Origin of the sequence: Luteolibacter arcticus (assembly GCF_025950235.1) — a bacterium.
Taxonomy (GTDB): Bacteria; Verrucomicrobiota; Verrucomicrobiia; order Verrucomicrobiales; family Akkermansiaceae; genus Haloferula; species Haloferula arctica.
This window is the reverse complement of record NZ_JAPDDT010000006.1, coordinates 245,159-262,772: the sequence shown is the minus strand read 5'-3', so window position 1 is coordinate 262,772 and position 17,614 is coordinate 245,159. Positions and strand designations below refer to the sequence as shown.

The following is a 17,614-nucleotide window of genomic DNA, read 5'->3' as shown; positions in this document are numbered from 1 at the left end:
GGGAGGGTTGTTAGCCGCCGCTCGGGGCAGGCCGCAATGGTGAAATGCGAAAGGTTTCAGGCAAAATAGGGTGGTTCGCTGCCAGCCTTCCATTTGATATTGCAGCCGCTGCTAGGGAATGGCCGCTCGGGAGCCTCCTCACCGGCAAGCATCGACTTCACCGCCGCGCGGAGATCATCCCCGGTCGCGGGCTGGCCGGACTTCGGCCGGGAGTCGTCGAATTGACCGGCGTAGAAGAGCCGAAGCTCGCGATCGAAGAGGAAGAAATCCGGCGTGCAGGCGGCCCCGTAGGCCTTGGCGACTTCCTGGTTCTCGTCGAAGAGGTAGGGAAAATCCCACCCGTGCTGCGCGGCAAAGGTTGCCATGTGCTCCGGCGCGTCCTGCGGGTATTTCTCGATGTCGTTGGACGAGATCGCGACCGTGTTCACGCCCTCGGACTCGATTTCCGAGGCCAGGCTGCCGAGCTGTGCGGCCAGGTGAATGACGTAGGGGCAGTGATTGCAGGCGAAAACGACGAGCAAGCCTTCGATGCCGCGGATCTCGTTGAGGTCATGCAGCGTTTCGTCCGGTGCCGGCAATTGGAACGGCGGGGCGGCATCGCCGGGACGGAGGGAAAAGGTGGAGCGGACTTCAGCCATGACACTGCCTTCGCGGAATGGAGCGGCGGGTCAAGAACGCAATGTCGCCGCGGTCCACATGAAAGTAGCGGCTACATGGGCAGTTGCCACGCTCTCCTGCCCCGCTATTTTCCCGCCGCGATGCCCGAACTGACCCCGGAAGAACGCCAGCGCTACGCCCGCCACCTTTCGATCCCGAATGTGGGCGAAGCCGGCCAGCTCAAGCTCAAGGCCTCCTCGGTCCTCATGATCGGCACCGGCGGTCTCGGCTCGCCTGCCGCACTCTACCTCGCTGCCGCGGGCGTCGGTCGCGTCGGGCTTATCGATCCCGACACGGTGGACCGCTCGAATCTCCAGCGCCAGATCCTCCATGGCGAATCGTGGGTCGGCAAACCAAAGCTGGAGAGCGCGGCGGACCGGCTGAGGGAAATCAATCCACACGTCGAACTCGACCTCCACCCGGTCCGCTTCACGCCGGACAACGCGCTCGACCTCGTCTCGCGCTACGACCTGGTGCTCGATGGCTGCGACAACTTCCCCACCCGCTTCCTCTCGAATGACGCCTGCTTTCTCCTCAAGAAGCCCTGCGTCTATGGCTCGATCTTCCGCTTCGAGGGCCAAGTGACCGTCTTCGCCCCGCACCTTGGCGGTCCGTGCTACCGCTGCATGCTGCCGACGATGCCGCCCCCGGGCTCCGCGCCCTCGTGCGAGGAAGCTGGCGTGCTCGGCGTGTTGCCCGGGGTGATCGGCTCGCTCCAGGCCATGGAAGTGATCAAGCTGCTGCTCGGCATCGGCGAGCCGCCGCTCGGCAAGCTGACCTGCTACGATGCGCTGAATACCAGCTTCCGCAGCCTGCGCCTGCGCCGCGACCCGGCCTGTCGCCTGTGCGGCGACGCGCCTTTCATTTCCTCAGTCAAAAACGACGAAACCACCGCCTCCGATTCCTGCTCCATTCCCGGCATGCCCACCATCACCGTCGAAGAACTCATGGCCCGCCTCGCGGCGGGTGAAACACCCTACATCCTCGACGTCCGCCAGCCGGAGGAAGAGGCGGAAGGCACCATTCCGGGTGCGGTCCTGATCCCGCTGGCAACCCTGCCGGAGCGGCTCGGCGAACTACCGGCCGACCGGGAAATCCTGGTCCACTGCCGGTCCGGCGCGCGTTCGGCACGGGCGGTGACTTTCCTCCACGAGGCCGGATTCCCTCAGGCCGTGAACGTGGAAGGCGGGATCAACGCGTGGAAATCGTTTTGAGCGCCGCGGCGGCTTCCTCCTCCTCGGCCCTCAGCCGGTCCACGTCGCGGTGGATCCAGACGCTCTGCACCAGCCCGAGCAGGGTCATGCAGATCACCGCAAAGGTGCCGGAATAGCTGACCAACGGCAACGGGATGCCGGTAATGGGCATCAACTGGATGCACATGCCGATGCCCTCGAAGATGTGCGCGAAGAACACCGCCACCACCCCGCCGACGATGATCCGGCCCATCGGATCCCGGGCGTAGGCACCGATAAACAGGCATAGTACGAGCAGGAGGGCATACGCCGTGAGCAGCAGCAGACTGCCACGGAAGCCTTGCTCCTCCGCGATCACCGGGAATACGAAGTCGTTGTGCGCCGTTTTCCAAGGCACGAATTTCTTGTCATGCAGGGAACCCTCGGTGGCACTGGCATTCCATCCCGTCCCCGCCCAGCCGGACTTCCCAATCGCCACAGCGATGTTATGGGCGGCCCAAGCCTCGCCGCTAATGTCGACTGGCTTGCCTTGGGAAATGTCCAGGAAGAGCTGGATCCGCTGGGTGCCGGTGTCCGAAACGGCCGGCAGCACCACGAAGTAGGCGATCGGAAGGATGGCTGCGGCGAGAAACGCCATGCAGCTCAGGTAGCGAAAGGGCACGCCGCTCACCAGCAGGCAGATCGCCGCAAACGGGATCCACACCAGCGCGGAGCCCATATCGCCCATGCCCACCACCAGCAAGAAGGGCACCCCGGTGAGCACGCCGATGAGGCCCACTTTCACGATCGGCTCTTCAAGCAGCCAGCCGATCTTCGGGATCCGCTTGCCGAGCCGCGGCAGGTCTTGGAGCAGCCACGCCAGCAGGATGATCCCCGCCATCAGGGCCAGCGGCGCGGGCTGGAACTTGAGAATGCCGCTGTCGACCTGGTGCACCTCACTGCGGTCTTTCCCGAACAAGGCGGCGCACAGCGCCAGCGACCCGCCATAAAGCGGAAGGGCCATCCATTTGATCCACTTGTAGTCGATCAGCGCCGCCGCGAAGTAGGCCACCGAACCGATCACGATCCAGTCCCGCTGCTTGTCCGCGTACCACGCTCCGCCCTGCGGCAGGTGGCGTGCCGCGCTTTCGATGGTGAAAACGCCGAACACCAGCAGCCCGTACATCGTCAGGATGAGCGGCCAGTTCAAGCCAAGCAGTTTGCGGAGCAGCGGCGTCATCGCGAGGCCGCCGACGATAACGGTCACACCCCGCGTGACAAGCGGAGTCCCGTGCGGACTTGCGAATCCTTGAAACCCTCGCGATGCTCCGCGGCATGCGCCGACTGCTCGTGCCTCTTCTCCTGCTTCTCGTCCTCGCCGGTGGCTTCGGCTGGTGGTGGTATCAGCCCGAGCGCGTGGTCGCCCGGCGCATCACCTCGCTGTTTGAAGCGGCGGAGGTCGAAGACACGGCCAGCGAGATTTCCCGCAGCACCCGCGGTAGCTCGCTGGAGAAATTCCTCGCCCCGAATGTCGTGATCCGCGGCACCGAGGAGATCGAGGAATACGTGGACGGACCCCAGTCGCGGGACAGCCTGGTGACGAATTACACGATGGCCGCCAGAGGCAGCCGGCGGATTTCCTTCGAGCCGGCCGAAGTCGACGAGGTAATCGTCACCGGCGATTCCGCGACCGCGAAGGCCCGGGTCGATGCCATCATCGAACTGACCAATGGCAACCGGCCGGCCGATGGCGTCCTCCACCTCGACATGGAGTGGAAGAAAATCGACGGGGAATGGGTCCTTTCCTCGGTGGCATGGAAGGAAACGGGGCGGTGAATTTCCCCGAGATTCTGCTTGGCAAGCCTTCGCCCGTCATGCACCTTCCCCGCCCCTGCCACCCGGCAGGTGACTTTTCAGAACGTATTTCACGCACATGGCCGTCGCACTCCGCCTCAACCGCCAGGGAACCAAGGACCGTCCCTACTACAAGATCGTTGCCGTCGACAGCCGTAAGCGCCGCGATGGTCGCTACATTGAGCAAGTCGGCACCTACGACCCGCTCAAGGAAGGTGTGAACTTCACCATCGACCTCGAAAAGGCTGACAAGTGGATCGGCGTTGGCGCCCAGGTCTCCGAGACCGTCAACAGCATCGTCCGCAAGGCCCGCACCGCCGCGGCGAAGGTCGAGGCTTAGTCCTTGCCCGGTATTGCTTTTCCAAGCCGCAGCTCCCGGAGCTGCGGCTTTTTCGTGCCCTGATCCTGCCCGCCTTCTTCCATGGACTACTCCACCCTCATTTCCCAGCGCCGCCGCCGGCTCGGCGAGATCGACGACATGATGGCGGACCCCTCGTTCTTCAATGAGCCGAAGAAGGCCGGCGAGGTCGTCCGCGAACACCGCAAGATCAAGCAGACGCTCGACCTGTGGGAGCGCCTGGAAACCGCCCGCCGCCAGCTAGAGGAAAACGACGAGCTGTCCCGCGGCGACGATGTCGATATGGCGGAGATGGCCCGCGAGGAGATCCCCGGCCTCCAGGCCGAGATCGAAAAGCTCGCCGAGGACATCCAGTACGCCCTCCTCCCTGCAGATCCGAATGAGGACCGCGACGCGATCGTGGAAATCCGCGCCGGAGCCGGTGGCGATGAGGCCTCGCTCTTCGCGGCCGAGTTGCTGCGCCTCTACCAGCGCTACTCGGAGACCCACGGCTGGAAGACCGAGCACCTCTCCAGCAGCCCCTCCGAAGTCGGCGGCTTCAAGGAAGTCTTCCTGCGCGTCACCGGCGACGAGGTTTTCCGCACGCTGAAATACGAGTCCGGCGTCCACCGCGTCCAACGCGTCCCGGCGACCGAAACGCAGGGCCGCATCCACACCTCGACCGTCACCGTGGCCGTCATGCCCGAGGCGGAGGAGGTCGATGTCGAGCTCAAGGCCGACGACCTGCGGATCGAGGTCTGCCGCGCCGGGGGGGCTGGTGGCCAGCACGTCAACCGGACCGAGTCCGCCGTGCAGGTCTTCCACCTTCCCACCGGCCTCTACGTCCGCTGCGAGGACGGCCGCTCGCAGGGGCAGAACAAGGAGCGCGCCCTCCAGATCCTGCGCACCCGCCTTTACGAAATGAAGGTCCGCGAGGAGCAGGAGAAGCACAGCGCCCACCGCCGCGCGCAGATCGGCTCCGGCGACCGCTCGGAAAAGATCCGCACCTACAATTTCCCGCAAAGCCGCGTGACCGACCACCGCATCGGCCACACGTCGCACAACCTCGCCGGGATCATGGCCGGCGACCTCAGCGAGTTCACCGCCGAGCTCCAGAAGGCCGAAATGGCCGAGCGCATGAGCGAGGCTGGCATGCGCTGAGGTAAGGGGCATCGACATTCCTGTCGATGTGCGCAGGTCCGGCGAAGCACGGGGATTGCTGCCTGATCCAACGCCCCTGCCTCTCTTGGCACTTGGCACTTCAAACTTGGAACTTCAAATTCCCCGCCATGTCCAAGTATGCCGGTGAGCAAGTCCTCGTGGTCCCCCGTCCCCTTTTCGATGCCATCGGCTCGTTCCACGGCATCCGCACCCATGGCTTGGATGAGGCGCTCGAGAAACTGCTCGATCCCGAGAATCACTTCTTCATGGACCGCGCCGAAGCCGAGGCCGACCCGACCCACAAGCAGCTCATCCCATATTGCCTGATCCGCTGCGGCACCTCGATCCTCAACTACACCCGCGGCAAGTCCGGCGGTGAGGACCGGCTCCACGCGATGCGTTCCGTCGGCGTCGGCGGCCACATCAACCCGGTCGATACCGGCGGTGGCCGCACCGGCCGCGATGCCTACTTCGCAGCGGTCGAGCGCGAGCTGAACGAAGAACTCGTCTTCGAAACCACCCACACCAACCGCATCGCCGCGCTGCTCAATGACGACAGCAACGACGTCGGCCGCGTCCACCTTGGCATCATCCACGTCATCGACCTGGACAACACCCGGGTGGCAGCCCGCGAAGACGCCTTGGCCAACCTCTGCTTCAGCGAACTCGCCGAACTCCAAGGGCCGCTCCTGCCGAACTTGGAAAGCTGGTCGCGCCTGGTGATCGAAGGCATCGCGAACTTGTAGCCCTCGTGGAAGCGGACCCAGCCATCCCGGCGAAGAAACGGCGAAGTCTCAAGCCCGCCGGATTGCTGGTCCTCTTCATCATCGTGGCGATGGCGGTAGCGCTTGCGCTGAAGCCGCCAGCGACCGAGCCGCGGACACTGTTCCTGCATCCGGATGGCCTGCTTTCGCTTGGAAGCCGGGAAGCCGCGAAATTCACTGCCGCCGAAATTGAACACTGGCCAAGGTCGGACGAGCTTCAGCCAGGTTATCAGCACTTCGTTCTTGATGCCCCGGCAGGCACCCTCCTTTCAGCGTGGTCTCCCACCATCGAGCCATTGGCAGGTTTGGGCTACCCCTACTATCAATTGAGAGTTGAGGGCGACTCGCTCAATTTTCATCTCCCGGGAATGGGATCGGGTCACCTCACCGCCGGGTCCACTCCGGTCGTGGTGGACCTCAGGCGTTCCGGTACACCCTTCACTCCCCAAGGGGAGAATTCCGACGTCGTGATTCTGATCGACCGCTTCGCGACGTGTGATCAAGTCCTCGAAGCCGCCCGCCCACATCTCAGGCAGGGCACCTCCCTCACGATAGGCGACGAAACCGGTTCTCTCAGTTCGGGCACGATGTTCCTATTCAGAACCCGGAGCGAAGATGAGAGCTTTCAGCCACCCAAGCAGAGCCTCGCTGCCCGACTCCGAGGCATTTTGCCCTTCTAAGTGGCGGGAGATCCGCTTGCCCCGTCTCCGGCGATTCCCTAGCGTTCCCCTATCCGCCGGGAAGACCTCCCCCTTTTCCCGGCACCCCTTCCCCAACCCATCCCCCGAATGAAAGCGTTCGCCTTTCTTTTGGCAGCGGCCTGCCTGTCCGCCTGCCCCCTCCTTGCCGATGACACCGCCCACCCGGTCGTTACCTCCATTTCGATCACGCCGGAAACCGTTGATGTCACATCCGGCCCCGGCTCGGTGTCGATCACGGCGCACATCACCGATGACGACAGCGGCTTCAGCTTCGGCAACTTCATCCTGATCAACGGCAACGGGAATCACATCAAATCCTTCTACTTCAACGGCGAGGATACACGACTGCCCGACGGCGACGCCTTGGACGGCACCTATCAGCTCACGATCAACGAGGTGCCGCAGTATGGCGAGCCAGGCGACTGGCGGGTGGATGTGCTGGTCTTCGACCACTCGGGCAATGCTAGGACCTTTGGCCAGCATCCCGACGATATCCCGCTTCCGGTGCCGGACGACGGCGAGTTCACCGTGGTGAATACCGGGGAGGTGGATAGCGCGGCTCCGGAGATCGGCTCGGCGGAAATCAACCCCGATCCCTTCAGCACCGCCAGCGAAGCGGCCGAGTTGACATTGACCATTCATGGCGTGGATACGCTGAGCGGCATCGACCGCGGCTTCCTGTGGGTTTACAAGCCGAATGGCGATGAATTCGCCAACTCCCTGTCGTTCGGTCCAGCCGACCTGCTCCCGGGCGGCACCGTGAACGACGGGATCTACCAACTGCCAGTGGAGCTGCCGCAGGGCAGCGACTACGGCGATTGGGAAGTCCAAGTGCTACTCATCGACCGCACCGGCAACGCCGCCTTCCGGTCCGGCATCCATTTCTCGAACGTCGCGGAGATCACCCATGACGTCGGCTTCCTCGCCCAGGCGCTGGACGCGGTGCATCTGCCGTGGACCACCTCCGGCAGCCGCTGGATCTTCCAGACCGAGGAAAATTGGGACGACCGCGATGCCGCGGCTAGCAAGCCCATCGGCCATGGCGAGGAGTGCGTGATGCAGACCACGGTGACCGGCCCCGGCACCCTGTCCTTCATGTGGCGGGTGGATTCGGAGGAATCCGCCGACATCCTGTCGGTCGAGCTCGTCGGCGGCGACACCCATCAAATCAGCGGCGACCTCGGCTGGGAACTCGTCGAGTTGGCCATCCCGGAAGGCGAGCAGACCATGATCTGGCGCTATACGAAGGACGGAAGCGGATCGATCGGTGCCGACCGTGGATACGTGGACCACGTGACGTTCAGGAGTGACACCGACACCGCGTTACCACAGGTCCAAGACATCTACCCGTCCGTTCGCAAGGTGGACGTCTCCGGAGGAGAGCAGTTGGTCGAGTACACCATCGAGATCACCGACGACCTCACGGGTTTCGAGTCAGGCCGGATCGAACTCTACAATCCAAATGGCGACGGGCAGGTGAGCACCACCTTCGACGGGGGCAGCCGCATCCGTGGCGACGAATTCTCCGGCACCTATGCCGTATCCCTCCCCTTCAGTCCCACTCCGGACCTCGGCCTGTGGCATGTGCGCGTGGAGACGATGGAGTATTCCAATCTCACCCCGCGCATCTACGGCCCCGGCGGCGAGCGATTCCCGGTGACCGGATCGAATGCCGTCATGGTGATCGATGGTCCTCTTGAGGACGTCACCGCGCCGCAGATCCGCGCCCTCGAAATCGATCCGTCGGTCATCGATGTCAGCGACGGACCCGCCACCGCGCTGGTGACCCTGCGGATCACCGACTACAACTCCGGCTTCAACTTCGCCAATCTGGATCTCTTTAACCCGACGGCACAGTGGACCGGGTCGCATTACTTCACGTCGTATCAGCTCCTCCAGGGCGATCAATTCGATGGCATCTATCAGGTGGAAGTCGTGATCCCGCAATATGCCGAGGGCACATGGCGGATCGGAGCCGGCCTCGCCGACCAGGATAACAACGAGCGCCACCACGAAAACGGCGAGGGCCTCGACAACTCGATCGATGAACGGTTGACCGTGATCAACACGGGCCCCGTCGACCACACCTCGCCGGTGGTGACCTCGATCGAAATCACGCCGGACACCATCGACGTTTCCGGCGGCCCGCAGGACATTCAGATCACCGTCTCGATCGACGACGACGTCAGCGGCCGGAGGGATGCCATCCTCTTTTTCTACGATCCCGCGGATGTCTTTCATGGGGCCTTCACCGTCACACTGGATGAGGACAACCGCATCGACCAGGACGGCTTGAGCGAAACCTTTGAGGACACGGTCACCATTCCATTAGGCACCACGCCGGGCGATTGGACCGTGCGGCTCTTCCTCCGCGACAAGGTCGGCAAGACGAACTTCTATGGCTGGGAGAATTCGCCCTATCCCGAGCCGGGCGATGGGATCTTCACCATCAGCGGGGAAGCCCCGTCGTTGTTCGAAGCCTTCGTTTCCACCCACTCGCTGACCGGCGACGACGCCTTGCCCGGTGCCGATCCGGATGGCGATGGGCAGAACAATGCCACCGAGCTGATGCTGGGCACCGACCCGAACGACAATGCGGACGCGGGAGCGGGGGCCTTCACCCTGAGCCGGGATGCCACACACCTGCACTACGACTTCACCATTGATCCCGCGCTGACCGTGGCGGTGGACGGTCTCTATCTGGCGCTCACTGACGCGGGCGGCGGTGCGCCGCTGCGACTGACCGGGCAGAGCCAGGCCGGCCTCGTAGGGCCATGGGCCGACGTCTTGCCGGTCCTCCAAAGCGGCAGCACCTGGCGAGTCAGCATTCCCTTTGCCGGCGGATCGAAAGGATTCCTTCGCCTGTTTTTCGAGGACCCGTGACTAGGAATAAGGGGCATCGACATTTCTGTCGATGGGCACCGGTCCGGCGAAGCACGGGGGTAGGCTGTCACGTCCGAGGTGGCGGCCTTCACGTCCTACACCGGCCTCACGTTTTGTCCCTTGCTCGGTCCATTTCGCCCGACTCCATTCGTAGTTTCCGTGAACCAACCACTGAACCACCATGAAACTTAGAACCCTGATTGCATCCGCCCTCCTGCTCCTGCCCGTCTCCGCCCAAGAGATGCCGGAAATGCCGAAGCCCGTGAAACAGCACGAGTGGCTCGCCCAACTCGCTGGCGAATGGGAATCCACCATGAAGTGCATCGCCGAACCCGGCAAACCGCCGATCGAGGGCAAAGGCTCCGAAAAGGCTCGCATGCTCGGTGGCTTCTGGGTCGTCTCCGAAGGTAAGGGCGAGATGATGGGCACCGCCTTCTACAACATCCTCACCCTCGGCTACGATCCCGGGAAAAAGCAGTTCACCGGCACCTGGGTCGACTCGATGACCAGCACGCTGTGGCACTACAACGGCACCCTGGACGAAGCGACCAATACCCTGACGCTAGAAAGCGAAGGTCCCTGCCCGATGCGGGGAGGCAAGATCTGCAAGTTCAAGGAAGTCATCGTCATCAAGGACAAGGACACCAAGACCTTCACCAGCCACATCCAGGGCGAAGACGGCAAGTGGACGGAAATGATGTCCGCCACCTCCACGCGGAAGAAGTAAGAACGCCCCGCTTCTTTATCTCACATTCACACCGGCGGGACCGAGAGTTCCGCCGGTATTTTTTTGCCCACTGGGAGCGCGGAATTCATTCCGCCCGACACGCCCATTGCCTACCAGCAAGCCTACCCCTCTAGCACCCGCTGCAAACAACCGCTTCACCACGCCTCTCATGAAGGAAGGCATCGTGAAGCGGTTTGATCTTCAGAGTCGCGGCGCTAGGGCGGCGATCAACCTCCGCAGCAGGCAGTCTTCGCAGCTTCCTGGATCTGCTCGGGCGTGAGATCCTCGATGTGCGTGGCGATCGACCACTGGTGGCCGAAGGGATCTTCGAGGCAGCCGTAGCGATCGCCCCAGAACATGTCGGCCAGCGGCATCTTGACCGTGGCTCCGGCGGCGACGGCTTGCGCGAAGAGCGCATCAGCATCTTCCACCTGCAGGTGGATCGTGACCGGCGAGCCCTTCAGCGAGCCAGGAGCCAGCGCGCCGCACTCGGGCATCTCATCCACTAGCATGATCATCGAATCGCCGATGAAGATCCCGCCGTGCATCAGGCGGCCATCGGGTGTTTTCAAGCTGCACATTTCGGTGGCTCCGAAGGCCTTCTTGTAGAATTCAATGGCCTCGACCGCACCGGCGCAGACCAGGTGCGGGGTGACGGTGTGCATGCCTTCCGGCACGGGCTTCACGGCTGACTTCCGGGCGGCAGGCTTCTCGGTGGTGGTAGTACTCATGATGGTAATGGTGGTTGGTTGTGGTTGATGGATTCGTTTCGAGGCACATCCGGCCCCCACAAAAAAAGCAGGGCCTCCACAACAACCGACGAACGGGCCTCACAATTCAGGACCGCGCAAATGGCTTTTTCCGAACTCCCCGTCAGAAGGGCCTATCACCACGAATGCATGCCTCTGCTGTAGGTAGTCCCGGCTTCAGCCGGACTGAACGAGGTGAAGGGTCTCGCCTATATACAAAATCCGGCCAAAACCCGTACTACCTGCAACTTTATCGAAACCGCCGGGATTTCCGACGCCCCGCCAAAAAAATCCCGTCGCTTGTCCTCAGATCATTCGCGCGTTCGTTGTCCTGTTGAACCTCATCCCACTATCACCATGAGTATTCCCGCCATTCCCAACCTCAAGAATCATCCCGTCGTCTCCCGCGAAGTCTGGCTCAACGCCCGGAAAGCCCTGCTCGAACGCGAAAAGAAGCTCACCCACGAACGCGACGCCGTGAGCGCCGCACGTCGCGATCTGCCGTGGGTGAAAGTCGAGGAGAACTACATCTTCGAAGGCCCCGATGGCCCCGTCACGCTGGCCGAGCTTTTCGACGGCCGCCAGCAGCTCATCGTGTATCACTTCATGTTCGGCCCCGGCTGGAAGGAAGGCTGCCCCGGTTGTTCCCTCCTCTGTGACCATGTGGATGGCGCACGCCAGCACTTCGAGCACGGCGGCGCATCCTTCGTCGCCGTCTCGCGCGCACCGCTCGCCGAGTTCGCGCCTTTCAAGAAGCGCATGGGTTGGAAGTTCAACTGGGTCTCGTCCGCCGGCAATGAATTCAACTTCGACTACCATGTCTCCTACACGCCCGAGCAAGTCGCCTCCGGCAAGGTCGATTACAATTACGAAACGATCGAGCCGTGGGGCGAGGAAGCGCACGGCACCAGCGTCTTTTACAAGAACGACGCCGGGGAGATCTTCCACACCTACTCATGCTATGCGCGTGGGTGCGAACAAACCGTCGGCGCGCTGATCTACCTCGATCTCGTCCCGCTCGGCCGCAATGAGGAGAGCACCATGAACTGGGTGCGCCATCACGATCGCTACGAGGAAAAACCAGCCGACGCCTGCTGCGGCTCCGCCAAGAAGTGAAATGAAATCGTGCTGCCAGACGCCGGCGATAACGACAACAACATCGACGACAAAAGCCCGCCGCCTCGCCGGGTGGCTCATCCCCGGCGGGCTGCTGGTGCTTATGCCGAAATGCCCGATGTGCGTCGCCGGCTACGTCGCGCTCTTCACCGGGCTTGGCATCTCGCTACCGGTGGCGACGTGGCTGCGCTACGGCTTGATCGCGTGTTGCGTTTCGCTGCTGCTCCTGCGGTTCCTCCCGCGTGGACTGCGTGCGGAACGGCCACAAGAGTAAGGGTTTCTGTCCGGAGATATCCGTGTTAGCGGCACTTTTCGTCGCAACGCGATGACCTATTCTTCGTCGCAACGCGACGGCTCATAATAGCCTGGCACGAAGTGCCAGGTAAGGCCGAACAAACCGATCGCGTCCCAACGGGACGCCTCATGCGGGGTGCGGCGGTATTATCCCAAATATCCCACCCATCGGTGAGGGTGCCGTAATCTTTTTTGTCCGATACAAAGCGCCGCTCAAGGGAGGCGTCGATCCGGGCCGACAACCGGGCCGCCAGATGCATGAAGCGTCACGTTGTGACGCGGTGATCTCCGGCGCTTCACCTGGCACTTCGTGCCAGGCTATTATGAGCCGTCGCGTTGCGACGAAGAGAGGATCGCTCCGTTGGGACGAAGAACTTCTCCTACTCCTTTCCGGTGCTTTGCCGGCGCGCCCAACTGTCCAACCGCCTTCACGAAAATTTCACGAATCCCCTGAAGTATTCCCCCCGTCCACTACGTTTCATACAGCAGCGCTTCACCGCGCTACCATGAGCCACCACACCGCTCCCGAGCGTCATGTCCCCGGCCGGCTTTCAGCGCTGGCCTTCCACCTCAAGTCCCGCGCCTTCCAATTGCGCCGCGGCTTGAGTGAGTTCTCCACCCGGCCACCGCGTCATGCCCATCGCGCCGGCCTGGTTTCAGCCCCGGTCATCGCCGAGCTGCGCACGCCGCTATGGCGCGAGCTTTCCGCCGCCGAATTCCCGCTCACCGCTGGCAAGGTCGAGAACCTCCGCCGCTCCGCCCGCGCCTTCCACGGCGTGGAAATCCCGGCCAGCGAGGTCTTCAGCTTCTGGCGCCAACTCGGTCGCACGACGAAGGCGAAAGGCTTCACTGCGGGCCGCGAATTGCGCGAGGGCTGTCTGGTGCCGGCCATCGGCGGAGGGCTCTGCCAGCTCAGCGGCCTTCTCTATCAGGCGGCGCTGGAGGCCGGCCTGGAAGTCGTGGAACGCCACGGTCATTCGCGCGTCGTTCCCGGCTCTCTGGCGGAGAAGGACCTCGACGCCACCGTCTTCTGGAACTACGTCGACCTGCGCTTCCGCAGCAGCGCGCCATGGCGGCTCGAAGTGGAACTAACCGCCGCCGATCTCATCGTGCGCATCCGCTCTGCACGCGACGGCTCGGTGAAGGCCGCCGCACCGGTGGCCGAGCCATCACCTCGCTCCGCACCCTCGGGCGATTGCCTGACCTGCGGGATGCTCACGTGCTTCCGTCATCCTGCGGCGACCGCGGCGCATGCCCCGTCACTGGGACACTCGGCATTTCTGCTAGACGCGCGCTGGCCGGAGTTCGACCGCTGGTGTCGCGGTCATTCGCGCGAGGGCGACCGCTGGCTGGTGCCACTCGATGGCCGCCGCTGGAAAAAGCCAAACTACCAGTGGTCCCCGCCACCGGGCGTAACGACCGAACGCGCGACGCTTCAGGCGCTGCTGCGTTCATGGCGTCAGCGCCGCTTGCCCGGCCAAGGTGCGAAGCGACAGCTCGCGTTGTTAGATGGCGATGCCGCCCTGGCACGTCGTTATGCCGCGATGCTTTCGCCCGAGTGCCGTCATGTCGTGGTTTCCCAAAACCTGCTGCCTTACCTCTGGCAATCCGGCGCGCTCGGCGGCCGTAGCTTCGACGTGCTAATCCAGCGTTGGCCGATGGATGAGCTCCAGCGCCGGCTCGATCACGCGAAGGAAAAGCATCCGCAATCCACCACGCTCGGCGACTTCCGTGCCGATCCCGAACTGGTCCGCGCCGAACGCAAGGCCCTCGCCGCGGCGGCCCGCCTCGTCACACCGCACCGCGCGATGGCCCGGCACTTCGGCGAGCGCGCCTGGCTCATCGATTGGGAAATGCCGAACCCGCTCGAATTGCAGCCGGTGGCAAAGGAGACGGTCTTCTTCCCCGCCTCTCGGCTCGGCAGGAAGGGCGCTTTCGAACTGGCGGCAGCCCTGTTAGACGAGCCGCTGGTGGAGGTGAAGTGCTTCGGCCGCGCGACCGAGGGGGCGGCCGATCCCTTCAAGGAAATCCCCTGCTCGCCCGGCACCCCGGCCGACCTCGCGAGCGCCCGCGTGCTCGTCCTCCCGGCATGGATCGAGCACCAGCCGCGGCTCGCGCTGCTGGCGCTGGCAAGCGGCATCCCGGTCATCGCCACCGAGGCCTGCGGACTGCCAGAGCACCCGCTGATGCACACCCTTTCCTCGCCTGATCCCGCGGCCTTGCGTATGGTGCTGCGCGCGGTGCTCCAACCCGCGGTCCCTGCATGCGTCGCTTCCTGATCACCTTGCTGCCACTGGCCTGCCTTTGCGCTTGCCGGGAAAAGGCGCGCAAGGAACAAGATCCCGCCGTGCCCGAGGAACGCGCCACCAGCTCCGAAGATCCGGCACCCCGGGAGCGCCGGTCTTCAGACTGGCCCGAACGGTCCCCCGATGCCGACCTCAAAGCCGGCGCGCCCGAAATCGACGACCGCGCTAGCCCAGGCCTCTCGGTCCCGGACGCAGCCGAAGCACTCCTCGTCAAACCCGCGCGACCGCCCCAAGGCATCGTGCTCCCCGAAGAACAAGCCGTCAGCTCCGCCCTCCCCGGCCCCGAACGCGCCAAGGCCGCCGCCGAGCGCGTGCGCCCGGCATTGGAAAAGGCACTCGCCGCGCAGGGCCTGCACTTCGGCGATCCCGTCTTCCTGCGCGCCTTCAAGGAGGAAGGCCAGCTCGAGCTGTGGGTGCGCAAGCGCGACACCGGGAAGTACGAGCACTTTCGTACTTGGGACGTGGCCGCGCAATCGGGCAAGCCGGGGCCGAAGCTCGCCGAGGGAGATGGCCAGGTGCCGGAGGGCTTCTACTTCGTCCCGCCGTCGGGGATGAAGCCGGACAGCACCTTCCACCTCGCCTTCAACATCGGCTACCCGAATGCCTACGACCTGCACCACGGTCGCACCGGCACCTTCATCATGATCCACGGCAATTGCGTGTCGATCGGCTGCCTCGCCATGACCGACCCGAAGATCGAGGAGATCTACACGCTCTGCGACGCCGCCTTGAAGATCGGTCAGCCGTACTTCCGCGTGAACCTCTTCCCCTTCCGCATGTCACCCGAGCGACTGGCTCGCGCGAAGGACAGCGAGTGGTTCGACTTCTGGACGAACCTCAAAGAGGGCTACGACCACTTCGAGCGCACCCAGGTACCGCCTGAGGTGGAAGTGGAAGACGGCCGCTACCGATTCAAGTAAGCTCCCGGCATCGGTGGCTTGTCGAACAGCCCCTGCACCGACGGCCGCTGCAGCACCAGGATCGTGAAGACACCGAGCGCCGTGCCGAGCGGGAAATGAACGCAGGACAGGCACGCCATCACGAAACAATACGTGTGCTTCCTCCGCGCCGAAAGGCAGCGTCCAGCATAGATCAGCAGCACTGCGAAGGTCCAGAAGATGAGGATGAACATGCTGCCCATCCCGATGAAGACCCAGCCGAACTCGTTTCCCATTCCGGCCCCGGGACTGGTCGGGGAGCCCGTGGCAAATTTGCCATTCAGCATCATGATGCCCATGATGACATGAAGGATCGGAAACGATCCGAAGAGCATCGTCATACCGCCGACCACATAGTGGAAGATCGCGAGGAGCTTGAGATGCTCCGCGTCTTGTATGGCTTGGGGATGAGGCGGCGGTCCGGGGCTGTCCATGCGCCGAAGCCAACCCGAAGCCGTCCGCCCGCGCGAGCCGAAAGCCGATTTGTCCACGCCCGGTTTCCATGGGGGGAATCCATCCCATCCTCTCAATCTGTGTTCATCTGCGTCATCTGTGGTTAAATCTTTTTCCCCTTTCCATGGCCAAAGCCCGAGCCAACCGGCCCGCCCCCATCCCCCCAAACGCCTCCGTGAAATTTCCATGAATCCCCGCTTCAACTTGCAGGATTCCACGGAGCATCCACCTTGTGCGGTCGTATCGCGCCGGACCAACTATTATCTCCGGCGACGGCCTCATCCCACAACATCCCATCCCAGACCATGAATCCCCGTTTCGCCATTCTGACCACGCTGGCACTGTTCGCTGCCGCGCCCACCGTCATTGCCGAGCCTGCCATCCCGACCGCCCCAAAGGAGGCCCCGAAGGAAACTCCCGCCCCGCCGGTGAAGCCCGAGGAGTATGCCAAGACCCTGCTCGGCTCCTGGCGTAGCGACATGAAAGAGGGACCGGTCACCGGTCACTCGATCACCACCTACCTCGAGGATGGCAAGGCCACTTCCACCGGCAACTTCGAAGCTGGCGGCCAGAAGATCTCCGTCACCGCCAAGGCCAAGTGGACGCTGGAAAAGGACAAGCTGATCACCGAGATCACCGATTCCTCCATGCCCGAGATGATGCCGGTCGGCACCAAGATCGAGCAGACCATCCTTTCCCTTTCCGACAAGGAATTCCGCTACACCCAGAGCGGCAAAGAGCTGACCGAGAAGCGGGTTAAGGACGAGAAGCCCAAGGCTGTCCCCGCGAAGTAAGGGAGGAAGCAGCAAGCAAGCAAGTTTCAGCCCGGAATCAGTCAAAACCAGCCGCCCCGGCCAGCCCGGGGCGGCTCATTCCCGCCTGCCCGAAGTGGAAAAGTCTCTCCCCGCCCTTACTTTCCGATCCTTTCGCGTTTTGACTTCGCCCGCCGGTGCCGCTACACCACGCGCAGGCACCCGTAGCTCAGTTGGATAGAGCATCCGCCTTCTAAGCGGACGGTCACTGGTTCGAGTCCAGTCGGGTGCGCTTCATTTTCCATCACTTACAACAGACGCCGGAAACCTCACTGCCGCTTAGCTGCCTTTATTCACTCCGTTAGTTTCGGTGAAGCTCATGAGGCCGCAACAATTAAACGGAACGGTGATTTCCGGACCGTGCATGCTGACAACATCGGTGAGGCGGTGGTCGGAGCCTCCCTAAGAGGCTGTCTGAAAAATGCTCAGGCCGCGATTCTGGCGAGCATGCGCTTGGTCATGGAGAGATAGATTAGCGCTTTGGAGTGTTCGATCCGGACTTCATGGTCGCGGATCAACCGGCGGGATTGGACCAGCCAGCCAAAGGTCCGTTCCACGATCCATCGCTTGGGCAGGACCTTGAAGCCCTTCACGTCGTCACTCCGTTTGACGATCTCAAGGTCAATCTTGTTCCGCGCGGCCATGCCAGGGAGAGGACGATTATGGAGACAACCATCACTTTCCCTAAAC

Annotated in this window: 17 protein-coding genes, 1 tRNA gene and 1 pseudogene; 14 read left to right on the top strand and 5 right to left on the bottom strand. The window is 63.2% G+C overall.

Going from position 1 to position 17,614, the window contains the following annotated elements; genetic code table 11:
* Nucleotides 1-56 precede the first annotated feature (56 nt).
* Complete coding sequence (locus OKA05_RS15400; RefSeq protein WP_264488057.1) at nucleotides 57-638, bottom strand: thioredoxin family protein; 582 nt, start codon at nucleotides 636-638, stop codon at nucleotides 57-59.
* A 120-nt stretch (nucleotides 639-758) separates the two neighbouring features.
* Here OKA05_RS15400 and moeB point away from each other — a divergent pair, with 120 nt between their 5' ends.
* Nucleotides 759-1,871, top strand: a complete 1,113-nt coding sequence (gene moeB, locus OKA05_RS15395) for a molybdopterin-synthase adenylyltransferase MoeB (RefSeq protein ID WP_264488056.1) — start codon at nucleotides 759-761, stop codon at nucleotides 1,869-1,871.
* Here moeB and OKA05_RS15390 read toward each other — a convergent pair.
* Nucleotides 1,849-3,096 (bottom strand): FtsW/RodA/SpoVE family cell cycle protein, encoded by a 1,248-nt coding sequence (locus OKA05_RS15390; protein WP_264488055.1) that lies wholly within the window; start codon nucleotides 3,094-3,096, stop codon nucleotides 1,849-1,851. The two genes, moeB and OKA05_RS15390, sit on opposite strands and share 23 nt — an antisense overlap.
* A gap of 68 nt (nucleotides 3,097-3,164) precedes the next feature.
* Here OKA05_RS15390 and OKA05_RS15385 point away from each other — a divergent pair, with 68 nt between their 5' ends.
* The 7 genes from OKA05_RS15385 (at nucleotide 3,165) to OKA05_RS15355 (ending at nucleotide 10,256) form a co-directional block, all read left to right on the top strand.
* Entirely contained in the window at nucleotides 3,165-3,665 is a 501-nt protein-coding gene (locus tag OKA05_RS15385) for a nuclear transport factor 2 family protein (RefSeq protein ID WP_264488054.1), read from the top strand.
* 97 nt (nucleotides 3,666-3,762) lie between these two features.
* Nucleotides 3,763-4,023, top strand: coding sequence for a 30S ribosomal protein S16 (rpsP, locus tag OKA05_RS15380; protein WP_264488053.1), 261 nt, complete (start codon nucleotides 3,763-3,765; stop codon nucleotides 4,021-4,023).
* A gap of 81 nt (nucleotides 4,024-4,104) precedes the next feature.
* Nucleotides 4,105-5,181, top strand: coding sequence for a peptide chain release factor 1 (gene prfA / locus OKA05_RS15375; protein WP_264488052.1), 1,077 nt, complete (start codon nucleotides 4,105-4,107; stop codon nucleotides 5,179-5,181).
* Between the two features lie 128 nt (nucleotides 5,182-5,309).
* Entirely contained in the window at nucleotides 5,310-5,927 is a 618-nt protein-coding gene (locus OKA05_RS15370; RefSeq protein ID WP_264488051.1) for a hypothetical protein, read from the top strand.
* Between the two features lie 5 nt (nucleotides 5,928-5,932).
* A complete protein-coding gene (locus tag OKA05_RS15365) occupies nucleotides 5,933-6,625 on the top strand; it encodes a hypothetical protein (protein WP_264488050.1) in 693 nt (230 codons plus the stop codon).
* A gap of 108 nt (nucleotides 6,626-6,733) precedes the next feature.
* Nucleotides 6,734-9,529, top strand: coding sequence for a DUF7035 domain-containing protein (locus OKA05_RS15360; protein ID WP_264488049.1), 2,796 nt, complete (start codon nucleotides 6,734-6,736; stop codon nucleotides 9,527-9,529).
* Nucleotides 9,530-9,710: 181 nt separating this feature from the next.
* Nucleotides 9,711-10,256: a DUF1579 domain-containing protein gene (locus OKA05_RS15355; RefSeq protein ID WP_264488048.1), complete on the top strand. Its 546-nt coding sequence runs from the start codon at nucleotides 9,711-9,713 to the stop codon at nucleotides 10,254-10,256.
* Between the two features lie 227 nt (nucleotides 10,257-10,483).
* On the opposite strand, the gene OKA05_RS15350 is transcribed toward OKA05_RS15355, so the two are convergent.
* Nucleotides 10,484-10,987, bottom strand: a complete 504-nt coding sequence (locus OKA05_RS15350) for a VOC family protein (RefSeq protein ID WP_264488047.1) — start codon at nucleotides 10,985-10,987, stop codon at nucleotides 10,484-10,486.
* 375 nt (nucleotides 10,988-11,362) lie between these two features.
* On the opposite strand from OKA05_RS15350, the gene OKA05_RS15345 reads away from it, so the two are divergent.
* From OKA05_RS15345 to OKA05_RS15330, 4 genes are all read left to right on the top strand, one after another.
* Nucleotides 11,363-12,121, top strand: coding sequence for a DUF899 domain-containing protein (locus OKA05_RS15345; RefSeq protein WP_264488046.1), 759 nt, complete (start codon nucleotides 11,363-11,365; stop codon nucleotides 12,119-12,121).
* Nucleotide 12,122: 1 nt separating this feature from the next.
* Complete coding sequence (locus tag OKA05_RS15340; protein ID WP_264488045.1) at nucleotides 12,123-12,395, top strand: hypothetical protein; 273 nt, start codon at nucleotides 12,123-12,125, stop codon at nucleotides 12,393-12,395.
* A 526-nt stretch (nucleotides 12,396-12,921) separates the two neighbouring features.
* On the top strand, nucleotides 12,922-14,694 hold the full coding sequence (locus OKA05_RS15335; protein WP_264488044.1) for a VanW family protein: 1,773 nt from the start codon (nucleotides 12,922-12,924) through the stop codon (nucleotides 14,692-14,694).
* Nucleotides 14,679-15,641, top strand: a complete 963-nt coding sequence (locus OKA05_RS15330; protein ID WP_264488043.1) for a L,D-transpeptidase family protein — start codon at nucleotides 14,679-14,681, stop codon at nucleotides 15,639-15,641. Before OKA05_RS15335 ends, OKA05_RS15330 begins: the two co-directional genes overlap by 16 nt.
* Here the strand turns inward: OKA05_RS15330 and OKA05_RS15325 are convergent.
* On the bottom strand, nucleotides 15,626-16,093 hold the full coding sequence (locus OKA05_RS15325; RefSeq protein WP_264488042.1) for a hypothetical protein: 468 nt from the start codon (nucleotides 16,091-16,093) through the stop codon (nucleotides 15,626-15,628). The two genes, OKA05_RS15330 and OKA05_RS15325, sit on opposite strands and share 16 nt — an antisense overlap.
* Before the next feature lie 324 nt (nucleotides 16,094-16,417).
* On the opposite strand from OKA05_RS15325, the gene OKA05_RS15320 reads away from it, so the two are divergent.
* Together OKA05_RS15320 and OKA05_RS15315 are read left to right on the top strand one after the other, a co-directional pair.
* The gene (locus OKA05_RS15320) at nucleotides 16,418-16,906 is read left to right on the top strand and encodes a hypothetical protein (protein WP_264488041.1); all 489 of its coding nucleotides are present in this window, start codon (nucleotides 16,418-16,420) and stop codon (nucleotides 16,904-16,906) included.
* Between the two features lie 176 nt (nucleotides 16,907-17,082).
* A tRNA-Arg gene (locus OKA05_RS15315) sits at nucleotides 17,083-17,156 on the top strand.
* 193 nt (nucleotides 17,157-17,349) lie between these two features.
* Here the strand turns inward: OKA05_RS15315 and OKA05_RS15310 are convergent.
* A pseudogene (locus tag OKA05_RS15310) lies at nucleotides 17,350-17,544 on the bottom strand (transposase); the annotation flags it as partial.
* Between the last annotated feature and the right edge of the window lie 70 nt (nucleotides 17,545-17,614).